The 25,601-nt window shown below is 36.3% G+C and carries 23 protein-coding genes and 2 pseudogenes (1 of these 25 cut by a window edge); 13 read left to right on the forward strand and 12 right to left on the reverse strand.

Translation table 11 applies throughout. The features are described from left to right. The first annotated feature begins 182 nt into the window (after positions 1 to 182). Entirely contained in the window at positions 183 to 383 is a 201-nt protein-coding gene (locus tag F0362_RS03620; RefSeq protein ID WP_000301176.1) for a helix-turn-helix transcriptional regulator, read from the forward strand. Between the two features lie 4 nt (positions 384 to 387). Next, on the forward strand, positions 388 to 816 hold the full coding sequence (locus tag F0362_RS03625) for a hypothetical protein (RefSeq protein WP_001223560.1): 429 nt from the start codon (positions 388 to 390) through the stop codon (positions 814 to 816). Positions 817 to 923: 107 nt separating this feature from the next. Here F0362_RS03625 and F0362_RS03630 read toward each other — a convergent pair. From F0362_RS03630 to F0362_RS03665, 8 genes and pseudogenes are all read right to left on the reverse strand, one after another. Then, a pseudogene (locus F0362_RS03630) lies at positions 924 to 1,294 on the reverse strand (GNAT family N-acetyltransferase). 14 nt (positions 1,295 to 1,308) lie between these two features. Next, positions 1,309 to 1,566, reverse strand: coding sequence for a DUF4022 family protein (locus tag F0362_RS03635; RefSeq protein WP_000926990.1), 258 nt, complete (start codon positions 1,564 to 1,566; stop codon positions 1,309 to 1,311). Positions 1,567 to 1,618: 52 nt separating this feature from the next. Further along, the gene (locus F0362_RS03640; protein ID WP_149889658.1) at positions 1,619 to 3,448 is read right to left on the reverse strand and encodes a monovalent cation:proton antiporter family protein; all 1,830 of its coding nucleotides are present in this window, start codon (positions 3,446 to 3,448) and stop codon (positions 1,619 to 1,621) included. 222 nt (positions 3,449 to 3,670) lie between these two features. After that, positions 3,671 to 3,982, reverse strand: coding sequence for a cytochrome aa3 quinol oxidase subunit IV (gene qoxD, locus F0362_RS03645; protein ID WP_000531386.1), 312 nt, complete (start codon positions 3,980 to 3,982; stop codon positions 3,671 to 3,673). Then, positions 3,983 to 4,585: a cytochrome aa3 quinol oxidase subunit III gene (gene qoxC / locus F0362_RS03650; protein WP_000729314.1), complete on the reverse strand. Its 603-nt coding sequence runs from the start codon at positions 4,583 to 4,585 to the stop codon at positions 3,983 to 3,985. It abuts the gene before it with no gap. A gap of 13 nt (positions 4,586 to 4,598) precedes the next feature. Continuing rightward, entirely contained in the window at positions 4,599 to 6,533 is a 1,935-nt protein-coding gene (gene qoxB, locus F0362_RS03655; protein ID WP_000762376.1) for a cytochrome aa3 quinol oxidase subunit I, read from the reverse strand. Positions 6,534 to 6,566: 33 nt separating this feature from the next. Next, the gene (locus tag F0362_RS03660; RefSeq protein WP_001176160.1) at positions 6,567 to 7,442 is read right to left on the reverse strand and encodes a cytochrome aa3 quinol oxidase subunit II; all 876 of its coding nucleotides are present in this window, start codon (positions 7,440 to 7,442) and stop codon (positions 6,567 to 6,569) included. Positions 7,443 to 7,724: 282 nt separating this feature from the next. Further along, the gene (locus F0362_RS03665) at positions 7,725 to 9,140 is read right to left on the reverse strand and encodes an amino acid permease (protein WP_001076086.1); all 1,416 of its coding nucleotides are present in this window, start codon (positions 9,138 to 9,140) and stop codon (positions 7,725 to 7,727) included. A gap of 377 nt (positions 9,141 to 9,517) precedes the next feature. Between F0362_RS03665 and F0362_RS03670 the strand changes: the two genes are divergently transcribed. The 7 genes from F0362_RS03670 to F0362_RS03700 all read left to right on the forward strand — a co-directional run bounded on the left by F0362_RS03670 (position 9,518) and on the right by F0362_RS03700 (position 17,059). Then, entirely contained in the window at positions 9,518 to 10,228 is a 711-nt protein-coding gene (locus F0362_RS03670) for a C39 family peptidase (protein WP_000734486.1), read from the forward strand. A gap of 132 nt (positions 10,229 to 10,360) precedes the next feature. Next, the gene (locus F0362_RS03675) at positions 10,361 to 11,536 is read left to right on the forward strand and encodes an amidohydrolase (protein WP_000382091.1); all 1,176 of its coding nucleotides are present in this window, start codon (positions 10,361 to 10,363) and stop codon (positions 11,534 to 11,536) included. A gap of 1 nt (position 11,537) precedes the next feature. Then, entirely contained in the window at positions 11,538 to 11,735 is a 198-nt protein-coding gene (locus F0362_RS03680; protein WP_000719865.1) for a DUF3311 domain-containing protein, read from the forward strand. Further along, a complete protein-coding gene (locus tag F0362_RS03685) occupies positions 11,732 to 13,204 on the forward strand; it encodes a sodium:solute symporter family protein (protein WP_000125692.1) in 1,473 nt (490 codons plus the stop codon). The genes F0362_RS03680 and F0362_RS03685 overlap by 4 nt, the downstream gene beginning before the upstream one ends. A gap of 101 nt (positions 13,205 to 13,305) precedes the next feature. Then, positions 13,306 to 14,784 carry a spore germination protein GerLA gene (gene gerLA / locus F0362_RS03690; protein ID WP_000504267.1) on the forward strand — a complete coding sequence of 493 codons (1,479 nt, stop codon included), beginning with the start codon at positions 13,306 to 13,308 and terminating at the stop codon, positions 14,782 to 14,784. Next, positions 14,785 to 15,909 carry a spore germination protein GerLB gene (gene gerLB / locus F0362_RS03695; RefSeq protein WP_000801989.1) on the forward strand — a complete coding sequence of 375 codons (1,125 nt, stop codon included), beginning with the start codon at positions 14,785 to 14,787 and terminating at the stop codon, positions 15,907 to 15,909. After that, positions 15,893 to 17,059, forward strand: coding sequence for a Ger(x)C family spore germination protein (locus tag F0362_RS03700; RefSeq protein WP_000681641.1), 1,167 nt, complete (start codon positions 15,893 to 15,895; stop codon positions 17,057 to 17,059). The genes gerLB and F0362_RS03700 overlap by 17 nt, the downstream gene beginning before the upstream one ends. 338 nt (positions 17,060 to 17,397) lie before the next feature. Here the strand turns inward: F0362_RS03700 and F0362_RS03705 are convergent, their stop codons facing one another. From F0362_RS03705 to F0362_RS03715, 3 genes are read right to left on the reverse strand one after another with little or no spacing between them, the layout of a single operon-like run. Beyond that, positions 17,398 to 18,798: a nucleoside recognition domain-containing protein gene (locus tag F0362_RS03705; RefSeq protein ID WP_000443614.1), complete on the reverse strand. Its 1,401-nt coding sequence runs from the start codon at positions 18,796 to 18,798 to the stop codon at positions 17,398 to 17,400. Beyond that, on the reverse strand, positions 18,776 to 19,498 hold the full coding sequence (locus F0362_RS03710) for a FeoB small GTPase domain-containing protein (RefSeq protein WP_000064958.1): 723 nt from the start codon (positions 19,496 to 19,498) through the stop codon (positions 18,776 to 18,778). The genes F0362_RS03705 and F0362_RS03710 overlap by 23 nt, the downstream gene beginning before the upstream one ends. Continuing rightward, the gene (locus tag F0362_RS03715) at positions 19,495 to 19,752 is read right to left on the reverse strand and encodes a FeoA family protein (protein WP_000252995.1); all 258 of its coding nucleotides are present in this window, start codon (positions 19,750 to 19,752) and stop codon (positions 19,495 to 19,497) included. The genes F0362_RS03710 and F0362_RS03715 overlap by 4 nt, the downstream gene beginning before the upstream one ends. Before the next feature lie 511 nt (positions 19,753 to 20,263). On the opposite strand from F0362_RS03715, the gene F0362_RS03720 reads away from it, so the two are divergent. The 4 genes and pseudogenes from F0362_RS03720 to F0362_RS30785 form a co-directional block, all read left to right on the forward strand. Then, positions 20,264 to 21,166, forward strand: coding sequence for a phosphate ABC transporter substrate-binding protein PstS family protein (locus F0362_RS03720; RefSeq protein WP_000245101.1), 903 nt, complete (start codon positions 20,264 to 20,266; stop codon positions 21,164 to 21,166). A gap of 70 nt (positions 21,167 to 21,236) precedes the next feature. Continuing rightward, positions 21,237 to 22,127: a phosphate ABC transporter permease subunit PstC gene (gene pstC / locus F0362_RS03725; protein WP_000676684.1), complete on the forward strand. Its 891-nt coding sequence runs from the start codon at positions 21,237 to 21,239 to the stop codon at positions 22,125 to 22,127. A gap of 2 nt (positions 22,128 to 22,129) precedes the next feature. Next, entirely contained in the window at positions 22,130 to 23,050 is a 921-nt protein-coding gene (gene pstA / locus F0362_RS03730) for a phosphate ABC transporter permease PstA (protein WP_000994143.1), read from the forward strand. 77 nt (positions 23,051 to 23,127) lie between these two features. Beyond that, positions 23,128 to 23,227, forward strand: a pseudogene (locus F0362_RS30785) (ATP-binding protein); the annotation flags it as partial. 44 nt (positions 23,228 to 23,271) lie between these two features. On the opposite strand, the gene F0362_RS03740 reads toward F0362_RS30785, so the two are convergent. Continuing rightward, positions 23,272 to 25,601, reverse strand: the 3' portion of a protein-coding gene (locus F0362_RS03740; RefSeq protein WP_149889659.1) for an efflux RND transporter permease subunit. It continues 715 nt past the right edge of the window; the window shows 2,330 of its 3,045 coding nt (coding positions 716-3,045); its start codon lies off the right edge, out of view; the stop codon is at positions 23,272 to 23,274.

Here is a 25,601-nt window from a genome sequence, read left to right on the forward strand (position 1 = left end):
GATATAGAAGAGGGGCTTCTTATGAGAGGCTCCTTTTTTGTGTATAATAAAGTGAAACTATAATTAGTGAGGGGTTTATTACCCGCAAATAGCGGGGGAAAGTGAAAATTAAATTAATTACGCAAAATATAAATTACTTAATGGAATATATATGTTACAATTAAGGTAGAGGAGGAACATGAATGGCTGTAAGTAAAATAAAAGTCGCGCGTGTTCAGTTAGATTTAACACAGCAAAAATTAGCAGAAAAAGTAGGCGTTACAAGGCAAACGATTAGTTTAATTGAGAAGGGGAAATACAACCCGTCTTTAGATTTATGTTTGAAAATTTGTTATGCGGTAGATAAAACATTAAATGATTTATTTTGGGAGGAAGAGGAGTGAGGGGATGAGAATCGTGAAAGATGAACGTTTAATGATTGAGGGGCTAAAACATATTAGACTCGTTTTCATCTTACAAAATATCGTCATACTAGGTATTGTTTTTTATCGCTATGTTTTGCAAGGTGCAGGATATGAAAGTATTTCGGATTTATTAATGGTATTTATGTGCGGGATAATAGGTATTAACTTTTTAAACTTAAAAAATTCGGTGCAAGTGTATGAGCATACGGGCGGAGTATCACGCAGCTATTTTATGAAACTATTATTCATTCCGGTAGGTATTATTATTGGGATTTTAGCTATTTGTATCATTGTAACACCAGATATTTCGATAAAGGAAATTAGTATGACAGGACTTATTATGGTTGCTTGTTTTTTAGTTCCTAGTTTGTTTATATACATATATATGAAAAAAATAAAAAGTGAAGATTGAAATATAAGAAAAGCTTTCCCGTATTGCGGAAAGCTTTTCTTATATCTTTTTATATACAATACTTTATGAAGGCCAATCGGTTCAATTTCAAAGATTACACCATGTTCCTAGAAGCCTAAGCGCTTGTAATAGTCAGTTACAGTAATTCGGCCATTACACCATAAAATATTTGCTTTACGCTCTTGCAAGACTTGTTACGCTTTTTGAATTAAGGAGCTTCCAGCGTGTTTGTTTCGAAAGTTAGGTAATGTTGCCATTCCACGTAGTCGATAATGAACACCTGTTGGTAAGTCAGGGTATATTTTTTTGAGAAGGAAGCGATACTAATCGGTTCATCGCTTAGAAAAGCACCTAAGTGAAAGGTATCTGCTTCGTAGTCGGAAGAGTATTTACAATCTGTTACTGTTTGATTCGGGTGTGAAAATTTTTGACGTAATACGCAAGTTTCAGATGCATCAATACATTTCACGGTAATTATATTAACATCCTTCCTTATAAGCCTTTTTCTGTTAGTTGTATAAAGAAATAGGCAGGTGCAGCGAAAAGTCCGAGTATGCTAGCGGTTCCAAGAAGGAGCGAAAGCAAGAGACAAGTATATTTGACGCCAGTTGATTTTTTCCAGCCGTAACTACAAATTTCAATGCTAACACCGATGAGAATAATAGCAACGAGTACTTCCGCTAATAATAATAGAGCTAAAGTTACAATAGACATAATGTGATCCATCCCCATAATATGTGATAGTAACATTTTACCATATAGAATGGAAAAAAATGCCCCTCAATTATGTGAGGGGCATTTTCTATTCTAATATGTTTTTTAGTGTATTAATATGTTCTTTTGAACCTGTTACAAGCAGTGTGTCACCATGTTGTAACCTCGTATCACCATGCGGTATTAATGCTTTATTACCTCGGTAAATTTGGATGATAAGTACATCACCTAAAAATGGAAGGCGACGAAGCTCGATGCCGTTATATTTATTGCTACGTAGTTCAACTTCACGTACTGTTTCGTTCGCTGTTGTAATTAAACGAACGAGACTCGGTTTATCGATAAGAGCACGTAATAAAATCCGTGTAGAGTTAATAGTCGAGAATACAGCGATATGTTCTTGTGTTGCTTTTTCTTGTAGAAGTGGATCTTCTACACTTGCAATGACATGTTCAACACCTAGTTCTTTCGCATGTTCTGCTAATAATAAGTTTTGTTCATCATCACTTGTTGCAACGACAACGCGATCTGCATCAAATGCTGTTCGTTCAGTTAATGATTCAATTGTAATATCATCTAATTTCACGATAGGGAAGTCATGTGATTTCGCTTCCTCATCATTTATTTTATTTTGGCGCATCATATATAGCGTTACATCATAGTCTTCTCGTTTTAAATCAAGTGATAATGGAAGAGTAATTCTGCTCGCGCCAATAATAGATACTTTCGGTTTTGGTGTTTCCACTTTTGGGAACATCTTTTTAAATAATATAGGTGCAAAAATGCAAGTAATAACTGCACTTAAAATAAGAGAAGCGGATAAACTTGGGCTGATGATTCCTAGTTTTTCACCAATTTGTGCCGCCGCAATAACTAAGGAAAGTGTTGATGTTAATAAGATGGCACTTCCGAGTACGATATTACGCGGATACCATTTACGTAGGACGAGTGATGGTAAAAGTTTTGAAATAAAGAGTCCTACAATTAAAATTGGGATCATTAGCATACTAGAAGGTTCTTTAAAAATAGACCAGACTTCTAGATTTACACCAACCATTACGAAGAAAATAGGAATGAAGAAACCGTATCCGATGGAATCAAGTTTTTCAACCATATCTTCATTTGGTGATAATAACGATACGAGTACACCTGCTAAGAAGGCACCTAAAATATTTTCTGCACCAACAGATTCAGATAACCCTACTAAAATTAAGATAAGTGCAAAAACAGCTCGAGTATCAATTTGTACACTACCAGCTTTTAAGCTATCTAAGTATGGGATGTTTTTGAAGCGTTTTGCAATAAAGTAAATGATAATACCTGCTCCGAATAGAAGGAGTAGGAGCCACATGCTTTGGCCGCTTTCAGAATTTAATCCGACAAATACGGCGAGTAAAATCATTGTAACTAAGTCTGCAATAACAGCGACTAATAAAATGATTTGTCCGATTGCGGTTTTTCCTAAGTTATTCTCTTTTAATGTTGGTACGACAACACCTAAAGAAATAGTTGAAATAATTAAAGTCATGAACATTGCATTATCTACAAATCCTAGCCATACGAATAGTAATGATAGGGCATAAGATAAGATGAAAATAAACAAGAAAATAATGCTTGCTGCTTGGAATGTGTTCGGTTCGTTTTTCGTACTTTTTTTCCCTTTTTGTTTAAAAATAGAAAAGTCAATTTCTAACCCGCTTAAAAACATGAGGAAGATAAATCCTAGTGTTGATAAAACTTGGAGCCACATATCTGGCTCAATAATATTAAACCCACTTTTACCTACAAAGATTCCTGCGATGATCTCTGCAACAACGACAGGAAGTGCTTTTAATTTAAAGCGTTGTAACAAAAGGGGAACGAAAAACGCGATTGCAACTACAACCATAAGTGATAGAACAGAAGTATGATGTTCCATTGCGTTCTCTCCCTTCAAATAAATATAGTACCTATTTAGCCATATAATAGGTAGAAAATCAACGCATATGGATTCGATTTCATAAAGAAAGAGTTTTCTTAACATTTGTCATAATAAGTATATTTTTCATGATTCTGCTGTTAATGCCGTAATGTGGAGGTAATAGGGGAGGGGGAATAAAAAAAGACTGCTGAGGAATCTCAGCAGTCTTTTTCATGTACATTACATTGAGAAGAAGATCCATACAGTTAAACCAACTGTTGCAGTTGCAACGAAGAAACTGTATATCATTGTAAGAATTTGGACTCTTCCTTCTCCTTCTTTTAAATGCATGAACATAATTAATTGTAATAAAGCTTGCGCAACAGCCATTATGATAATAGTTGTTAAGACTGTTGAAAGTGGTAATGTTGTGTAAAGTGCCACGTATAACGCTAGAAACGTTAGTGCAAGCGATAAAATAAATCCGAAAACGTGTGACCAAGGGAATCCGCTATGCGCATGCCCGTTTGCTTGGTTGTTATTTTGACCCATTTACGCCACCATCCCGTTCAAGTAAACTAGTGTGTAAATAAAGACCCAAACAAGATCAAGGAAATGCCAGTATAAGCTGATAATGAATACTTTACGAGCTGTAACTGGTGTTAAACCTCGTTTTAAAATTTGGATAATAACACAAGTTGCCCAAATGATACCACCTGTTACGTGGGCACCATGCGTTCCAAGAAGAACGAAGAATGCAGATAGGAACGCACTTGTTTGAATTGTTGCGCCTTCACCGATGTACATAATGAACTCTTCGATTTCAAAGAATAGGAAACCTGCACCTAAAAGTAATGTAAGGATGAACCATCCAAGCATTGCTTTTTGGTTGTGCTTACGCATTTCGTGAATTACGATACCACATGTGAAACTACTTGTTAAAAGTAGTAATGTTTGAATTAAAAGCGTTTTAAGTTCAAACAGTTGTGCTGGAGTTGGGCCATCTGCCGTACGACCAGCAAGGACTAGATAAGAGGCGAAAAGTGTTGCGAACAGCATAATTTCAGCCCCAAGAAAAATCCAGAATCCTAGGATATTCAATCTGCTTTGTTCGGATTGATATTCCAAAGGTAAGCTTTTATCTAAAGCCGCCATGTCATTTCACCTCTCATGCTATATGTTCTGTTTCTTTAATTTCATCAACACTTACGTAGTAACCATCGTCGTAATCGAATGAACGATAGATTAAGCAAGCTAAAATACCAACGCCGCCGATTGCTGCAAGCCAGAACCAGCTAAATACTAATGCGAAACCTGCAAGACCGAAGAATAAAGACGCAATAATAGGCACACCAGAGTTACTTGGCATGTGAATTGGTTTTAAATCTTCTGCTGCTGGTGTAACTGTTTCTCCGCGTTTTTTCATGTACCAGAAAGCATCAGCTTCTTTAATTTCAGGAAGCTTCGCGAAGTTGTAATGTTGTACAGGAGATTGAGTTGCCCATTCAAGTGTACGACCATCCCATGGATCTCCAGTTGTGTCACGTTCACCGTGACGTGCACTCCAAATTACGTTGTAGCAAAGAAGTAGGAAGCCGATACCCATCATTACCGCACCAACAGATGCGATTTGGTTTAGCCATCCCCATCCAAGACTTTCAGAGTAAGTGTACATACGACGAGTCATACCGTCTAAACCTAAGAAGTACATTGGGAAGAAACAGATGTTGAATCCGCTCATAAAGATCCAGAATGTCCATTTACCTAGGCGTTCATTTAACATATGACCAGTCATTTTTGGATACCAGAATGTGAATCCAGCAAGCATAGCGAATACTGTACCTGCGATTAATACGTAGTGGAAGTGAGCAATTAGGAAGTAGCTGTTATGGTATTGATAATCAGCTGCTGCCATTCCAAGCATAACCCCTGTAACCCCACCGACTACGAAGTTTGGAATAAATGCCAATGACCAGAGCATTGGAACTGTAAAACGAATACGTCCTTTATACAGTGTAAACAACCAGTTAAAGATCTTAACCCCGGTTGGAATCGAAATCGCCATTGTCGAAATCGAGAAGAATGAGTTAACCGCTGGACCTGCACCCATCGTGAAGAAGTGATGAAGCCATACGACGAAACTTAGTAAAGAAATTGCAACCATTGAGTATACCATCGCACTGTAACCGAATAGACGTTTACGTGAGAATGTACTAATGATTTCAGAGAAAATACCGAATGCCGGTAAAATAACGATATATACTTCAGGGTGACCCCATACCCAGAACAGGTTGGCCCATAACATCGGCATACCGCCGCTCGCCATCGTAAAGAAGTGAGCATCGAATAGACGGTCAAATGTCATTAATGCAAGAGCAACTGTTAATACTGGGAAAGCGAAAATAATGATAATTGTTGTAATTAAGATTGACCAAGTAAACATTGGCATTCTCATTAAAGTCATACCAGGTGTACGCATTTTTAAGATAGTAACAAGGAAGTTAATACCGGTCATTAGCGTACCGAGACCTGAAATCTGTAATGCAATTGCGTAGTAGTTATTTCCTACACCAGAAGTAAACTCTGTACCTGCCATTGGGAAGTAAGAAGTCCACCCAGCGTCTGGAGAACCACCGATTACGAAAGCGATGTTAAATAACATTGCTCCGACAAAGAATAACCAGAAACTTAAAGCATTTAAGAACGGATATGCAACGTCACGAGCACCAATTTGTAATGGTACTACAAGGTTCATTAATCCCATAACGAATGGCATCGCCATGAAAAGAATCATAACTGTACCGTGTGTTGTAAAGATTCCGTTATAGTGTTCAGCGTTTAAATAAGTTGTTTCTGGGAATGTTAATTGTGCACGGATCATTAAACCATCCATACCACCACGGAATAACATGATAACCGCAGAAATAATATACATGGCTCCGATTTTTTTATGGTCAACAGTTGTCAACCATTCATCCCAAAGCCACTTCCATTTTTTATACTTTGTTAGTACGAAAATGATTGCTAATGTCACAAGAACGATAGAAGCGTCTGCACCGTAAATAATCGGGTCACCTGTGACAAAGAATTCATCAAGCTTCACTGTGTTCACTCCAATCTGTTGGAATAATAGCTATTATTTTTTGTTTTTGTAGTAGTTGTAATCACAATATTCAAGTGATTTTGGATCTACATAACTTAAGTGATGACTAGAGAATGTCATACGACCAACTACACCAGGTTTAACAATTTCGTTGTACTTATCTTCTGTTAGTTTAGGAGCAGTTTGTTGTACTTCTTTTACCCACTTGTCATACTTTTCTTTTGTTTTTGCTTCAACTTCGAACTCCATGTGAGTGAATCCTTCACCAGAGAAGTTCGCGCTACGGCCTAGGTAAGAACCTGGCTTATCAGCTTGTAAATAAAGATCCATAATCATGCCATCCATTGTGTACTTCATACCACCAAGTTCTGGTACCCAGAAAGCATTCATTGGGCCGACAGAAGTCAGTTTGAATTGAATTGGTACACCAGCTGGGATGTTTAAATAGTTAACGGTTTCAATTTTTTCCTCTGGGTAACTGAATAACCATTTCCAGTTTGCAGATGTAACATAAATTTCAACTGGTTTAATATGTTTGGACTCTTCCGGAACCTCTTCCGAAGCATAAGTTGCTTTTACTGTTGGGATCGATAATGCGATAACGATAATAACAGGAACAAGCGTCCAAATAATTTCTAATAATGTGTTACCGTGTTGTTCAGGTGGCTCGTAGTCCATATTCTCTGGTTTTTCACGATAACGAATCAAGATGACTGTAAACAGGATGAATACAATTGCGATAATTAATGACATAAGCAAGAATGACCAAACAATTAAATCATACTGTGCTTTTGCAACAGGTCCTTGCGGATTTAATACTGCGAGTTTCTTATCACAGCCACCGAGGAACAGAAGTAATGATAACGGAAGAAGCGAAGCCAACTTCCAAAATGCTTTCTTTAGTTGCACGATTGAAAATCTCCTTTCTCCTTGGATTGAAACTATGCCAATAAAACAATATAAACCTATTAATTTATAGAAGGCAATAGTTTTTGAGATATTGTTAAAAAATAGACACAAATGCACACTTTTTAAGGTGAATATCATTTGTAACTTGATTATATTGTAAACTATTTTCCAGAGAAAAACGTGATTGTGAAAATTTTAAGATAAATAAAGTTATACCAAGATATCCAATAAATAGAAAAAAGCTATCTTATTATAAGAAAGATAGCTGAATATTTTGTATATTTAGTTTATTCCCTGAGTTATACTTTTTTTCTGTTCAAATGTGACAACTTTTTTATATTTAACTTGGTATAAAATGTAGCAAATAATCATAAATGGAATTCCGCAATAAAGAGCAATTCTCTGATCTGGAATGAAAGCTAAACTAACAAATGTAATAAAGTTGAGTGAGAACGCTACGATTGGAACTACTGGATAGAGCGGTGTACGATATTTTAAGTCATTTATGTCGCCGCCATTTTTTACGAAATTTCTACGGAAGAAAAACTGTGAAGCCGCGATTGACATCCAAACGACAACGGCCGCCATTGCTGCAATAGATGTTAAAACTAGAAAGACAGTATCTGCCGCAAACACGCTTGTTAATAAAGAAAGGCTTGCAAAAATAAGACTGAAAATGAGTGCATTCAGTGGTACCCCTTTTTTAGTTAACTTCGTAAAAGCTGGACTTGCCATTCCTTGTTTTGCCATCGCCCAAAGCATACGAGAATTTGCGTATAAACCAGAGTTAGCTACGGATAATACGGCTGTAATAATAACAAAGTTCATAATGTCTGCTGCATATGGAACACCAGCTACATCAAATACAAGTACAAATGGACTTTCGACTAGATTAGCCTCTTGCCATGGGAGTAACCCTACAACAACTGATATTGCTAGGACGAAGAAGAATAGAGTTCGCCAAATTGTGTTTTTAATTGCTTTTGGAATTGTTTTTTCAGGATTTTCACTTTCTCCTGAAGCAATTCCGATTAATTCTGTTCCTTGGAAGGAGTAATTTACTGTAATCATCGTAAGAAGAACAGCTAATGCACCATTTGGAAATAGCCCGCCATTTTCAGTGAAATTGTGAAGCATTGGAGCGGGTTTTCCGTTAAAGTCTAGTAGACCAAACATAACTGCACCACCAAGTACGACAAAAATAACAATTGTTGCAACTTTTACACTTGCGAACCAAAATTCTGTTTCTGCATATGCCTTTGCTGATAGAGCGTTCACAAGAAAAAGTGCTGCTGCAAATGTAACGCACCAAATCCACGAAGAAACGTCTGGAAACCATCGTTTCATTAAAATACTTACAGTTGTTAACTCTACTCCAACTGTAACAGCCCAATTTAACCAATACATCCAACCGACAACAAATCCAAAACCAGGTGAAATAAATTTGCTTGCATAGCTTTGGAACGAACCTGCTTCTGGCATAGCAACGGATAATTCACCAAGACATAACATCGTTAAATACATAACAAATCCACCGACTAAAAATGCAAGAATTGCACCACCAGGTCCAGCGTTATGGACGATTTGACCAGATCCCATAAATAGTCCAGTTCCAATAACGCCACCAAGTGCGATCATAAATAAGTGTCTACTTTTCATTGTACGTTTTAAATTTGTTTGTTCTACTTGTTGATTCATATGCCCCTCACCCCGTTATTTTCTTGTATGTATTAACTGGTTTTCATTCTGAGTGTTTAATCATTAGCGGGGGATGTGACACATACTCAATTTATTTGTTATGAAATGAATTGAGTATGTAAAAAACGAACTATGACTAAATACTCTAAGAATGTTTATTAACAAGGTGATATCTTCACTATGTTAATAATTTCGATTTTAGCAAAATGTTTCGAAAAAGTATATCGTTTTTTCTTTTTATTAAAAATAATTAGAATTTTATAACGATATAAATGTGAATAATAATTCACAGAATCTTTCTAGCAAACTAGTTAGAAGAAGGGTACAATGATAAGAGTTGTGTCTGTAAAATAATAATTAATGGAGTTTTGTTTATAATGAAAAAGTTAAAATATCTTTTTGTTTTTGGGATTATACTTGCGGCCGCGTTTTTTATAGGGAAAGATAAAATTATACAAAAGGCGCAAGTGCTACGCTTAGATTTTCTATCTGAAATGAAAGAATCAGCTATGATTGAAGATGTTCCATTTATAAAACAATTACCAGAATTACCTCGTGGATGTGAAGTGACAAGTTTGGCTATGTTACTGCAATATAAAGGTGTACAAGTAGATAAGATGCAGCTTGCTAGCGAAATCCATCGTGTTCCATTTGAACAAAATGGTTTGCGTGGAAATCCTTATGAGGGGTTCGTTGGAAACATTTATACGAAGGCTGAACCTGGATATGGTGTATATAATCAACCAATCTTTAATTTAGCAGAAAAATATGTTCCTGAAAAAGTAATTAATTTAACAGGTAGAGACATGCAAGATATATATAAAGTAATTAGTTCTGGATCTCCAGTATGGGTCATTATTAATACAACGTTTAAGCCACTAGCTGAAAGTAGTTTTGAAACATGGAATACGAGTTCAGGTGAAGTGAAAATTACATATTATGAGCATAGTGCAGTAGTAATTGGATATGATCAAAACTTTGTATATGTAAATGATCCTCTTAAAAACAATCCACGTTTGGCTGTTCCACGAGCGGAATTTGAGAAAGCTTGGGAGCAAATGGGAAAACAAGCAATTACTATTTTGTAATAAGGAAAAAGTCATCTTTTAGATGGCTTTTTATTTTTAAGTCTATAACACGGAAAATTCGGAATATTCTTTTAAAAGTTAATAATTCGCGTTATAATAACATTTAACTTGGTGAAGAAGGAGAGAAGAGAAATGGATGTTGCAAAGGAACTTGTTTTGTCAAAAGATCAGTTGGTTGAGTGGAGAAGGCATTTTCATAAGTATCCAGAGTTATCTTTTCAAGAAGAGAAAACATCGCAGTTTGTGTTCGACATACTTCAAAAAATCCCATATTTAGAAGTGTCACGACCGACTCAATATAGTGTGATGGCAAAGTTAGTAGGTAAACAGCCCGGTAAAACAATTGCGGTCCGGGCTGATATGGATGCTCTTCCTATTCATGAAGAAAATGATTTTGATTTTATTTCGACATATCAAGGTGTGATGCATGCATGTGGTCACGATGGACATATGGCGATATTACTTGGTGTGGTACATAAGTTAGTAGAGGAAAGAGAGAAGGTTAAAGGGGAGATTCGTTTTCTATTCCAACATGCAGAAGAAAATTTTCCTGGTGGCGCAGAGGAAATGGTTGCAGCGGGGGTAATGGAAGGTGTGGATTATATTATTGGTGCTCACCTGTGGGCATCGTTAGAGGTTGGTAAAATAGGTGTAATTTATGGTGCGGCAATGGCTGCGCCGGATGTTTTTAAAATTACGATTGAGGGCAAGGGTGGGCATGCTGGAATCCCTCATGAAACTATTGATAGTATTGCAATAGGTACACAAGTTGTTTCACAACTTCAGCAAATTGTATCTCGCCTCACGAATCCGTTAGATTCTCTCGTAGTATCTGTTACGCAATTTCATGCCGGGACAACCCATAATGTGATTCCAGAACAAGCGGAAATTGAAGGAACAGTGCGGAGTTTAAGACATGAGTTGAGAGAAGAAACAGAGGGGAAGATTGAACGGATTGTAAAGTATATTACAGAATCTTACGGAGCGAAATATACATTTTCTTATGAATATGGATACCGACCAGTTGTAAATGATTATGAAGTTACAGAGCTTATTGAACGCACGGCATTGCAACTTTATGGACGAGACAGGGTTGTTCGTTTACAACCAACGATGGCTGGAGAAGATTTTTCAGCATTTTTACAAAAGGCACCAGGGACATTCTTTTTTATCGGAGCAGGAAATAAAGAGAAGGGGATTATATATCCTCATCACCATCCTCGTTTTACGATTGACGAAGATGCACTGTCGATTGGCGTGGAAGTGTTTGTATCATCCATTATGAATTTCATAAATAAAGGAGAATGAGATGAAGAAAATACACGTGCTAGCACTTATTCCCGTTCTTTGTTTAGTAGTTGGACCAGTATTTGCAAATTCGGTCACTCCTTACGTACTAGGGATGCCATTTTTATTATTTTGGGTATTATTATCGGTGCTTATTACCTCTCTTTGTATGGGTATTGTGTACGTATTCGATCCTGCTAATAAGGGGGATATGGAATGACAGCATTATTTATCATTATTTTATTCTTATTTCTAGCGCTATTTTTAGGTATTCGGGCGCAGCGTGGAAAAGATATGAATTTAGAGCAATGGTCAGTTGGAGGAAGAGGATTTGGAACGATTTTCGTATTTCTCCTTATGGCAGGCGAAATTTATACGACATTCACATTTTTAGGAGGAAGTGGATGGGCGTATAGTAAAGGAGCGCCTACTTTTTATATTTTAGGTTATGGCGCACTAGCTTATATTTTATCGTATTTCTTATTACCGCCAATTTGGAAATATGCGAAAGAACATAACCTTGTTTCACAGCCAGATTTTTTTGCGAAGAAATATAGAAGTAAAGCGCTTGGATTGATTGTTTCAATTGTTGGTGTTGTTTCCATCATCCCATATCTTGTTTTACAGTTGAAGGGATTGGGGATTATCGTTTCAGAAGCTTCTTATGGAAGGGTATCACCTGTTGTTGCAGTATGGATTGGTGCTATTGTTATAACTATATATGTAATGGTTTCAGGTATACATGGATCAGCTTGGACAGCCGCTTTGAAGGACATTATGATCCTGTTTATTGTTATGTTTTTAGGTATATATTTACCGTATCATTATTACGGAGGGTTTCAGCCGATGTTCGAAGCTGTAGAAGCTGCGAAACCAGGATTTTTATCTTTACCTGAAGAAGGGATGAGTATTTCTTGGTTTGTTTCTACTATTATATTAACGGCCCTAGGTTTTTATATGTGGCCTCATACATTTGCTTCTGCTTTCTCTGCTAAAAATGAAAAAGTATTTCGTAAAAATGCGGCAATTATGCCATTGTACTCTTTAGTTTTACTTTTCGTATTTTTTGCAGGGTTTGCTGCTATCCTGCAAGTTCCTGGATTAAAGGGAGCAGATGTAGATCTTTCATTATTCCGTCTTGCTTTACAAACTTTTGATCCTTGGTTTATTGGAATTATTGGTAGTGCTGGGGTATTAACGGCATTAGTTCCAGCGTCCATGCTTGTTATGGCCGCGTCTACATTGTTAGCGAAAAATATTTACCGAACGATGATCCCATCTGCTTCAGATAGACAAGTGGCCAAAGTAGCAAAATTATTTGTGCCTGTAGTAACGTTTATAGCAGTTTTATTTACATTTAAAGGAGGAGAAACAATAGGAGCTCTCCTTTTAATGGGATACAGTATTGTAACGCAACTTTTTCCTGCACTTGTATGTAGTTTGTTTCCGCGTCAAATTATTACGAAGCAAGGGGCGATTGTAGGAATGGCGATTGGTCTGTTAGTTGTTGCATATATTACTTTATCTGGTTCTACTATAGCTACGATGTTTCCGAGTTTCCCGCAGTATATAAAAGATTTAAACGTAGGTATAATCGCATTATTAATGAATATGATTGTGATGTTTGTAGTGAGTGGGATTACGAAAAGAGTATCTATAAAAACAGACAATATAATAGTAGAAAAATAACCTGTGCACGAGAGCTATCTTTGAAAAGAGATAGCTCTTTTTTGTATATATTTTCTTCTATTAGCGGAATCTAACTAAAAACTTGTTGAAAAGGAAGTTAGGTGGGGGAATTGTTAGAGTTAGAAGGTAACTTGTTTGAAGTTATGGAGAAAATAAGAGATGAGTTAGGTTCACCTAATGATTTAACAATTAGAGAAGTTGCTCTTGCTGGCAGTTTAACGCGCTGCGCTGTTATTTTTTTATGTGGGTTAACAGATAAGGATAATGTTTATAAATATGTAGTTCGTACGCTTCAATATGAAGAAATACAAAAAGAAGCAGCTATTGTTCAAACGTTATTGGATCGCTTTATTTCTATCGCAGAAGTCGGTATGAAAACAACATTTCCGGATATTATAAATGCGATTTTAGCGGGAGATACAGTTATATTAATTGATAATATTCAAACGGCTATTGTTGTTAACAGTAGAGCTTGGGAGAAAAGAAGTCTAGAGCCTCCAGTGACAGAAGATTTAATACGTGGACCAAGAGTTGGGTTAAATGAAGATATTAATGTAAATAAAATGTTAATTCGCCGTGGTTTACGTGATCCGAAGTTACGGTTTCAATCTTATATTATGGGGAAACGATCGCAGAAAGAAGTAACCTTAGTATATATAGAAGATATTATTAACCCGTATATTGTAAAAGAACTAGATCGGCGTCTTCAATCCATAGTGACAGATGTCATTTTTGAGACGGGAACGATTGAGCAATTAATTCAAGATAATAATTTGTCACCCTTTCCGCAGTTTTTAAATACGGAAAGGCCTGATAATATTGTGGCTTCATTAGCGAAAGGAAAGGCGGCTATTTTGGTGGACGGATCACCGTTTGCTCTTATAGCTCCACTTGTATTTGTTGATATTTTTCAATCTGTCGAAGATCATTATGAGCGCTGGGTGATTGGAACGTTATTGAGAGTTTTACGGATGGTTTCTGGTATAATGGCAGTTTTGCTACCAGCTATGTATGTAGCACTTGTATCATATCATCAAGGGCTTATCCCATCTAAACTAGCTTATTCTATTGCGGGAGCCAGAGAAGGGGTACCATTTCCGGCATATATTGAAACATTAATGATGGCATTAACGATGGAATTAATACGAGAAGCAGGAATTAGATTGCCAAAACCGATGGGACAAACAATTGGGATTGTAGGCGGTCTTGTAATTGGGGAAGCGGCGGTGAATGCAGGAATTGTAAACCCGTTCTTAGTTATTATTATTGCAGTTACTGCAATTGCTACATTTTCACTGCCTGTATATAGCATTACAATTACGTTTCGCATTTTACTTTTTGTTTTTGTATTAGCAGCAACTGCTTTTGGATTGTACGGAATCATTTTAGCTCTTATTTCACTTGCGATTCATATTACGAATTTAAAGAGTGTTGGTATTCCTTATACAACGCCTATTGCTCCTGCATTTTATAGAGATTGGAAAGAAGAACTTATTCGTATGCCAAAATCGATGTTGAAAGAGAGACCGGAATATTTGCAAACAAAAGATTCTACAATACGTCCAAAGGAGCGAAAATAATTGAAACCATTTGAGTATGGCGATGAAGAGATTGGATCTCGGGAAATTGGGTTTGCGGTATCGTCAACCATTATTGGTATAGGGGCATTGTCTATGCCGAGAGATATTGCTGATCAAACTTTATTTTCGGACGGTTGGATTATTTTACTTTTGGGTGGATTGATATGTGCGGTTTTAGGTTGGTTTGTAACGAGGGTAGCTATTTTATTCCCAAAACAAAACTTTGTTCAATATACGAGTGCGCATTTGACGAAACCTGTTGCATACACAATTAGTAGCATCTTAGTATTAACATTTGCAGCTTTGACAGCATATGAATCGCGAATGATTGCGGTTATTTCACAAACATATTTATTTAGTGATACACCAATACAGCTATTGTCTTTCTTCTTCTTATTAGTTGTTATTTATGGAGTAGCTGGATCGAGAGCGGCTTTATTAAGGTTAAATGTTCTATTCTTGCCAATTGTTTTAATTGCGATAGTGCTTCTTTCTTTATTGAATGTGAACTTAATGGAAATAGATAATTTACTACCGGCTTTTCAAACGAATGTCAGTCAATATGCTGTAGGAGTTAAAAATTCTATTTTTACATTCATCGGATTTGAGGTAGCTCTGTTTTATGCTGTGTTGTTGAACGATAAAACAGCGAAAAAAGCGCCAATGGCAGTTGCAAAAGCAGTGATGGTGAACGTATTGTCATACATTTTAATTTATGTAACTTGTATTAGTGTTTTTACATATATGACAACACGTGGATTGACATATCCAACAATTGAATTAGGGAAAGAGATTGAGATTGGTGGAGGGTTTTTAGAAAGATTTGATGCAATTTTTTTTACTACTTGGATTATTACTATTTATAACACGACAGCAATGTATTATGACGTCGCATCTTTATTATTTTGTGCTATGTTTCCGAAAGTGAAGAAGCATATTTTCATTTTTGTAAGTGCCCCGATTATTTTTATGGTGAATATGATACCTAGTAATTTGAAGGAATTGTCAAGTTATGGGACTTATTTAGCTTGGGTAGATATGGGGTTTGTCGTGTTAGCGCCTTTGTTAGTTTTTATTGTATATAAAATAAAAAGAAGGAATGGTAAAAATGAAACACCTTCTTAAAATAATAATGGTTATGGTTTTAGCTGGATCTATAAGTGGGTGCTCTGAGTTAGAAGAAATAGAAGAAAGAGGATTTGTAGTAGGTGCAGCTTACGATATTGTAAAGGCAAAGAAAGCAAATCCAATTATGAAAGGGACGTATCAGATGGTACTCCCCAGTAAATTGTCGCAACAAGGTGGACAAGGTGATGGAGATGGCGAAAATTATATTAATGTTAGTGCGAAAGCAGATAGTGTCTTTGAGCAAATCCGAATTATCGCCAAAAAAATTAGTCGTTCATTATTCTTTCCGCATATACAAGTGATTATTTTTTCTAAAGATTTACTAGCGAATCCATATGTTTTGCAAAATACGTTAGATGTATATATTCGCGATCATGAAATGAGAAGGAATATTCGTTTGTTCGTTTCTAAGCAAAATGCAGAAGCTATTTTAAAGCAGAGTGCCAAGCCTGAAAATTTGCCAGCGCAGTATATCGATATGTTAGCTGAACATCCTCCGAAAAATGCCCAAATGATTGAGGCTGCAAGAATTGGTGAAGTCCAGGAAAAGATGATTTCCAATCGGAGTTTTGTATTACCTATTCTCGAACTAACAAAACAAGGGGTACAAATGAACGGGGCAGCGCTGTTTCGCGGGAAGGATAATAAGTGTGTAGGTATTTTTGGGGGGGAAGAAACATTAGGGATGAATTATATAATAGGTAAAAAAATTGGAGGTTTTTTTACCATTCGTAAAAAGGATCAACTTATTACATATGAAATTCATAAGCTGCGTCGGAAAATTAAAGTATCTACAACGAATGCTACAAAACCAAAATTTGATATTCACATATCTCTGGAAGGGACATTGGCGGAGTTGCACTTTAGTGATCATAAAAAGGTGTTGAATGAAAAGCGTTTAGAGAAGGATATTTCGGAGGAAATGGAGAAACGCATCCAAAAATCGATTAAGCTTGTTCAAAAAAAATATAAGGTAGATGTATTAGAATTAGGGGAAGTGTATAAGAGACATAATTATAAAGAGTGGAAAAAAATAAGTAAGAATTGGGATCAAGGTCAGAATTATTTTAGTGATGCTGAAATTACTGTTCATGTTCATCCGATAATTGAACATTCAGGCTCAGCTTTACCGAAGAGAGTGAAATAAGGTGATGAAAGTTGTTTACTGGATTAGGAATTAGTTGCACGATATTAATGGCGGTTCTTCCGGGAACCATATACTTCATCCATAAAAAACTCACAACGTATGGGGCGCAGCCGTGGAAAGAAAAAAAGAAACCTGAATGATTTTCAGGTTTCTTTCGCGCAAAGCATATGTGGAGGGGGATACCTTCTATGTATGCTTTGTTTTTTCCCGCGTTAATGGGCAGTAAGACTTTTACCTAAAAAATTCGGTGGGAACAAGATGTTAGATAGGAAGTCAACTACCCGTACACGCCTGATTAGTGAGGGCGTGTACAAGCCCCTAATGAGTAAAGTTTCACTTTATACAAGCCCTAACCAATGTACCAATTGTGTAGAGAGGAATGTAACAACAATGGCGATAACGGTAGGGATTGCAAACGATAAGAATGTCCATTTTGCACTTTTTGTTTCTTTATATATGTTAACTAGTGTCGTTCCGCACGGGAAATGAAGAAGGGAGAACAACATTGTGTTTAACGCTGTTAACCAAGTCCAACCGTTTTCTAAGAATAGATTTTTAATCTGATTAAAATCATCTATTTCAGTTAAAGATCCAGTTGATAAGTAAGACATTAATAAAATCGGAATAACAATTTCATTAGCTGGTAGTCCAAGAATGAATGCAGCTAGAATAAAGCCGTCAAGTCCTAACATTTTAGCGAATGGATCTAGGAAGTTTACAAAATACATAAGCAGGCTTGTGTCACCGATGAAAATATTAGCGAGTAACCAAGTTAATGCAGCCGCAGGAGCAGCTACAACTATAGCTCGTTTTAAAACATAGATGGATTTATCGAGTGTTGCACGTACAATTGTATTCCAAATTTTTGGCTTACGGTACGGTGGTAACTCAAGTGTGTAGTGAGTTGGAACGCCTTTTAAAGCTGTTTTCGATAGTACCCAAGAAACGGTTAACGTCATAATAACACCAATTACAACCATTCCAACTACAACGCCAGCGGTAACAAATGTTTGCATACTACCTGTATAACCAGCAGCCATAAATAGTGAAGCCATTAAAATTAACGTAGGCCAGCGACCGTTACATGGAACGAAGTTGTTTGTTAAGATAGCAAGCATACGTTCACGTGGCGATTCGATAATACGCGTTGACATAATAGCAGCTGCATTACAACCGAATCCCATTGCCATTGTTAAAGATTGTTTACCATGAGCACCAGATCGCTTAAATAAACGATCCATATTAAACGCAACACGTGGTAAGTATCCGTAGTTTTCTAATAGTGCGAACATAGGGAAAAAGATTGCCATAGGTGGTAACATAACGCTAATAACAGCACCGATACCACGGAATAAACCAAGTATTAAAATACCATGTAACCATTCAGGTGAATGCATTGCTTGGAACCAAGATGTTAAATATCCTTCGACCCATCCAAAGAACTCAGCAATCATATCAGATGGTACGTTAGCGCCTGCAATTGTAAGATAAAAGATAATAGATAAAATGCCTAGCATAATTGGAAATCCCCAAATTGGAGATGTGAAAATTTTATCTAGTTTTTCAGAACGATACAATTTATCAGTATTTGTATATTGAACAGATTCTTTACATATGCTTGCAGATGTTCGGTAAATATCTCCGACAATATCATCTCGTATATCTTCTTTTGATAGTGTTTGTGCATGTTGAATAATATAGTCCAATGGAAGAGCTTTACTGGCTGAGTGAGATTCCATTTATTACGACCTCCCTTACAAGTGGTTCATTATGGTGTTTTTGAAGTGTAGTTAAGAAATTTTTATCCCCATCTAATATACGTAACGCAATCCAGCGTGCTGGATACACATCACCGAACACTTTATAAATTTGTGGTTCTAATTCCTGAATCATATTTTCGATTTTTTCGCTGTAAGTAATTTTAATTGGTGTTGGAATTATTTTTTTATTTGCTACTTTAGCGATGACATTTAGTAAATGCCCGATACCAATTCGGTTTCGAGCTGAAATCTTTACTACCGGTACACCGAGTGATGTTGCTAATTTCTTTTCATCAATAACGATGCCTTTTTTCTCAGCTTCATCAATTAAGTTAATACAAATAACTACGTTGCTCGTCATTTCCATCACTTGGAGTGCTAAATTTAAATTTCTCTCCATAGCAGTTCCGTCTATAACAACTACAGTGACTTCTGGCTTTTCAAAGATAATATAATCTCTCGCCACTTCTTCATCCGCAGAATTTGAATATAGTGAGTAAGTTCCAGGTAAATCTATTAATGTATATTTATTTCCGTTATGTTCATATTCCCCTTCGGCCTTTAAAACAGTTTTTCCCGTCCAGTTTCCAGTATGTTGTTTTAAGCCTGTTAAAGTATTAAATAATGTACTTTTCCCGGTATTCGGGTTGCCAGCTAAAGCAATACGGTGGTTGCTCATCTGAAATCATCTCCTATTAATACCCCGAAAATAAGGGAGCTTTCTTCTTTACGCAGTGCAATAGTTGTATTGCTTACTTGATAAGCGACCGGATCTCCAAGTGGACTGCGCTGTAATACTTTAATCGTTGCCCCAGGGATAAACCCTAGATCTAATAAACGTCGTTTCATAGTTCCTTCTAATTGTATCTTCTCAATTTGTACAAACTCTCCTGTTTTAAATGCAGAAAGTGGTCTTGTATTAGCCGATACCATAAAAGTTACCTCATCTCTATATTGTTAGTTTAAGTTTAAAAAGTTTCCTTAGGTAAACTTTTTGCTACTAATATAGTAGACTACATTGAATGATGCTGTCAATTAGTACTTTAAAAATATTCAATTATTTTTAGAATTGTTCCAATTTATTTAGTTGTACTAAAAAAAAATACTGAAATTCTGTTTAATGTAAATAAAATGAGATTGTAAAAGTTAAAAATATAGTGGATTTGTAAATGTATTTTTAACTAAAAGGTGAAAAGAAAGAAAAACATTTACATTGAGTTTACATTATTAAGAATAAATTTACATTACAGCTCGTTTAGTGTGGATTTTGTTGGGTTCTGTAACTACAAATGTTGGGATTCCTAGCTTTTTAGGATTATTATCGCCATTTACTTAAAATTAAAAATTGCTTAACACTCACATAATATTGTTGTCCTACAATGAATTTGTGTTCGAAAAAAGTAGACGAATGTGAAAAGTGATAATCCAAATGGGGGTACAAGACATGGTTATGAAAAAGGGTATTAAATTTTCTTTAGCAGCTTTAGTGGTAGCAGGAGCATTAGTTGGATGTGGGAAAGCAGAAGATACAGCTAGTAAAGATAATGCTAAAGGAAGCGATAATGCAAAACAAGAATTGTCAGGTACGATTGCAGCTGCAGGTTCTACAGCGCTTCAACCTCTTGCAGAGGAAGCTGGAAAGAAATTCATGGAGAAAAATTCAAAAGTTTCTATTCAAGTTCAAGGTGGCGGTAGTGGAACAGGGATTAACCAAGTAGCATCTGGTGCAGTACAAATTGGTAATTCGGATGTTCCATCTGGAGATAAAATAAAAGATGCTGATAAAGCAAAAGAATTAGTAGATAACAAAGTTGCGGGTATCGCATTCGCGCTTGTCGTAAATAAAGATGTAAAAGTTGATAACTTAACAGTACAACAAGTACAAGATATCTTCACTGGAAAAGTAACGAATTGGAAAGAGGTTGGCGGGAAAGACGAAAAAATCAACGTAATTAACCGTCCAGCTTCATCTGGTACACGTGCTACTTTTGAAAAGACAGTGATGAAAGACGCGAAAATTAATGATGGAACTGGTACGACACAAGATTCTAATGGTGCTGTAGAGCAAGCGATTAACTCTACTCCAGGTTCAGTGAGTTACTTAGCAATGTCTTACATGGTTGGTGAGAAAAAAGGCGCGCTACAAACGGTTAAAATTGATGGATCTGAACCAAAAGTTGAGAACATCGCTACTGGTAAATATCCATTCTGGTCTTACGAGTACATGGTAACAAAAGGTGAGGCAAAAGAAGCAACAAAAGCTTACATTGACTATGTAAAAGGTAAAGATTTCGAAAAGCAAGTAGAAGATATGGGTTACATTCCGATGTCTAAATTAAATAAGTAATAAAATTTATGGGGCTGGCTGCAAGGTCAGTCCTGTTCATTTCAATTTATGAAGTGGGGTCTGTCCTGTGATGAAGGGGAAAAAACAAATAAATTACGTAAAGAGTGAATATATAGGAAGATCACTCGTTACGTTTTGTGGTATTTTTATTGTTTTAGTTACATTAGCTATTATTGCGTTTATTTGTGGTAAAGGAATTCAATCTTTTACGCAAAGTGGTATCTCATTTACTGAGGTATTAACATCGACAAAATGGAATCCGAATGCTGACGAAGGAACCTTCGGAGCTGTAATTTTTATTATAGGTTCAACATTGGTTTCGATAGGTGCAGTTATTATTAGTGCGCCAATTGCTATAGCTCTTGCTATATTCATGAATTTAATTTCGCCGAAGTTCGGAAATAAAGTATTGAAGCCTGTTTTAGAACTATTAGTTGGTATTCCTTCAGTTGTATACGGATTATTAGGGGTTACGATTTTAGTGCCACTATTACGTGATTCGTTTGGAGGAGTGGGCTTTAGTTTAATTGCGGGTATTATTGTCCTAAGTATTATGATATTACCTACTATTGCTAGTATCGCTTCTGATGCAATACGCTCTGTTCCATTTGATTATTTAGAAGCTTCTTATGGTCTAGGATCAACGAAATGGCAAGCGATTAGTCGAGTGATTGTTCCTGCTGCAAAACAGGGGATTTTAACAGGTATAGTTTTAGGATTAGCGCGTGCTTTTGGTGAAGCGTTAGCGGTTCAAATGGTAATCGGGAACACGATTAAATTACCAGAAGGAATATATAGTCCAACAGCAACGTTAACGGGTATTCTGACAATGGATATGACGAATACATTGAACGGAACGGCTTGGAACAATGCGCTATGGACATTAGCGATGATTTTGCTTGTTATTTCATTCCTGTTTATTTTAGTAATTCGAGCGATTGGTCAAAGAGGTGAGCGATAATAATGAATGCAAGAACGGTAAATAAAGTTTGGACAGGTATCTTTTATGCGGTTGCGGCTTTAGTTGTAGCTTTACTAGTGTTCTTAGTGTTTGAAATTTTACAAAAGGGATGGGGATTTTGGGATCCTAATTTCTTGTTTGGAGAACCAAGCAATACAAGAGCTGGTGGTGGGATTGGTCCGCAGTTATTCAATTCCTTCTATATGCTTGTTATAACGCTTATTATATCTATTCCTCTTGGATTAGGTGCTGGAATATATTTAGCGGAGTATGCAAAACAAGGTCGATTTTTAAGTTTTGTTCGTTTATGTATTGAAACAATGGCGTCTTTACCTTCTATTGTTGTTGGTTTATTCGGTTTGTTAGTGTTCGTTACAATGACAGGCTGGGGATACACGGTAATGGGTGGTGCTTTAGCTTTAACTATTTTAAACTTACCAGGTTTAACGCGTGTTTGTGAAAATGCGATTTCAGAAGTTCCTCATAATGTAAAAGAGGCGAGTCTTGGATTAGGTGCGACAAAGTGGCAAACGATCGCGCGTATTATTATCCCGTCGTCATTACCGCAAATTATTACAGGTGTTATTTTAGCGGCTGGCCGTATATTTGGTGAAGCAGCGGCATTAATTTACACAGCGGGTTTAACATCTCCAATTTTAAATTCAGCAGCGGACTTCTCAAGTCCTGCGCATCCTTTAAATCCATTTAGACCAGCTGAAACGTTAGCGGTTCATATTTGGAAGTTGAATTCTGAAGGGATTATCCCGGATGCGAAGTTGATTGCGACAAAATCTGCAGCTGTATTAATTATTATGGTATTACTATTCAATGTTATTTCACGCTTGATAGCATCTGTATTGCATAAGCGTTTTACAGGAACGAAAAGAAAAAGTAAAACGACGAAGAAGGTAAAAGCGGCATAAGTTATAAAGAAGAACTCTCTATTTATAAGTAGGGGGTTCTTTTTGTATTTTAATATAGAAGAAATGGATATAAAGGGGGGAGTAAAAGACCTTCAAATAACGAATATCTTATTGTAGACTTTGGTCAACCTATAGAGCGATATGCGCAAAAGAAGGATGGATTATATGGGTAGGTAAAGAAAAGGCGTTATCTTCATTCGTGAAGATAACGCCTTTTTACTTTAAATATCAGGTGTTTCTGTAGAAGTACTGATTTTTCTGCGTGAACGTCTTTTTCTACCGATTTTATCCAGTAATTCGTACATAACAGGAACGACTACTAATGTAAGAACAGTTGAAACTGCCAAACCGCCGATTACAACAACTGCCAAACTTTTTGATACCATACTCCCTGCTTGAGATTGACCGAATAGGAGAGGAAGCATAGCAACGATTGTTGTTACAGCTGTCATAATAATTGGACGAAGTCTCGTGGACCCAGCTTCTAGTAAGGCGTCCCTTGTTTCCATGCCATTTTCTCGATTTTGTTGCACTCTTTCTATTAATACAATTGCATTTGTGACGACAATCCCAATTAACATTAATGCGCCAATTAAAGAATTTATATCGACAGGTGTTCTTGAAATGATTAATCCTAAAATACCACCGACAGCAGCTAATGGTAAGGAGAATAAAATTGCAAAAGGAGCACGCGCTTGCCCAAAGGTGATAACCATAATTAAATATACAATCCCAATTGCAATCCCCATGATTTTGAATAAATCTGTGAAGTTCTCTTGCATAGATTCAGTGGCGCCGGCGATATTTACTTTTGCTCCACTAGGTAAATCTAAGTTGGTTATCGCATTGTTTACTTCTGCGCTTACTTTACTTAAATCTTCACTTGAGGCTTCAGCAGTAATTTGAATTGTTTCTTTTCCGTCTTTATGGAAAATTTCTGTTTGAAGTTGTTTTTCTGAAATAGTTGCAATGTCCTTTAAAGGAATTGGTCCGTTAATAGGTGACAGTATGTTTGCGTTTAAAATATCTGTTTGTTTATTAATATTTTCTTTTTTGTGCTCTATCATAATAGTAGTTTTTTCATTGTTAATTGAAATTTCACCAATAGGCGATTTCTTCATAAGGAATGCTACTTGTTGTGCTGCTAATTCTGGGGTTAAACCTAATTGTTCGGCTTTTGTTTGATCAATATGAATTTGCCATTCTTTCTTAGAGTCTTCTAAATTCGTTTTTACTTTAGAGAGAGCATCCATACTCTTTAGTTTTGTTTCGACGATGTTAGCGGCTTTTTTTAGATTCGTTTCGTTAGTAGCAGTTACGTTAAATTGTAAATTGTTACCCCCACCAGAGCTTGAATAACTCGTTTTTATATAATCAAGTTCGGCAGGTTCAAAAGATTTATGATCTTTCTTTAAGTCTTTAATATATTGGTCGATATTAGACCCCTTTTTGAAGACTACAAATATACTGGCAAGATTATTTTTAGTCGTTTGCCCCCATTGTGCATCTTCTGCGCTAGATCCCATTCGTAAAATAACATCTGTTACATCAGGATTAGAGAGTAGTTTCTTTTCGAAGTCAAAGGCTTTTTGTTTTTGAGATTCAGAATTATAATCAGCTGGAAACGTCATATTAACGGATAACATTGTATCATCTTCGGACTTTATGTTCGATTTTGGTAGTAATATATATGCAGCGATTGATCCCGCAAATAATAAAAATGAAGTTAGTAGAATAATAAATTTATGAGAAAGAGCCCACTTTAATGTAGCTACATATCGTGGTGAAGAGCTCGGCTTGCGATGCTTTGTTTTTTTGAGTAGTAAAAAAGCCATAAGTGGAACAACTGTTAATGCGACGATTAAAGAAGAAAGGATTGAATATACAACTGCTAATACCATAGGTAACATTAATTTTCCGATTACTCCTGATACGAGGCCGATAGGTAAAAAAACAGCGACCGTTGTTAAAGTAGAAGAAGTGATTGCGACGGCAACCTCTTTCGTTGCATCGATAATAATATCTTTAGAGAAAGGTTCCTTTTGTAAACGGCGAAAAATATTTTCAATGACAACGATACTATCATCGACGAGACGTCCAACTGCAACTGCTAAGCCACCGAGAGTTAAAATGTTAAGTGTGATGTTAGATTGGTGTAGTAAAAAGAGTGTTAATAAAATAGATAATGGAATACTGACAACAGCGATGAGTGTCGTTCGGAAGTTACGCAAAAAGATTAAGATAATTAGAGTAGCGGCGATTGCGCCAAGGATTACTTCTTTTCCCATACCAGTAACAGCATTTTCAACTTGTTCATGAGTTGAGGCTAAAAGTTTAATAGAAAACTGATCTTTATATTGCTTACTTATGTCTTTAATTTTTTTATCAATCTCTTTTCCAATTGCAACCGCGTTTTTACTCGGCTCTTTCATGATGATTAATCCTGTTCCTTCTTCTCCGTTTATGTGTGATATTGTATCGTAGTTTTGTTTCAGTTCAATTTGAGCAATATCTTGCAATTTCACTTGAGGTGCTACGGTGATGTTTTTAA

Origin of the sequence: Bacillus sp. BS98 (assembly GCF_008432245.1) — a bacterium.
In the GTDB taxonomy this organism is placed as follows: domain Bacteria; phylum Bacillota; class Bacilli; order Bacillales; family Bacillaceae_G; genus Bacillus_A; species Bacillus_A toyonensis.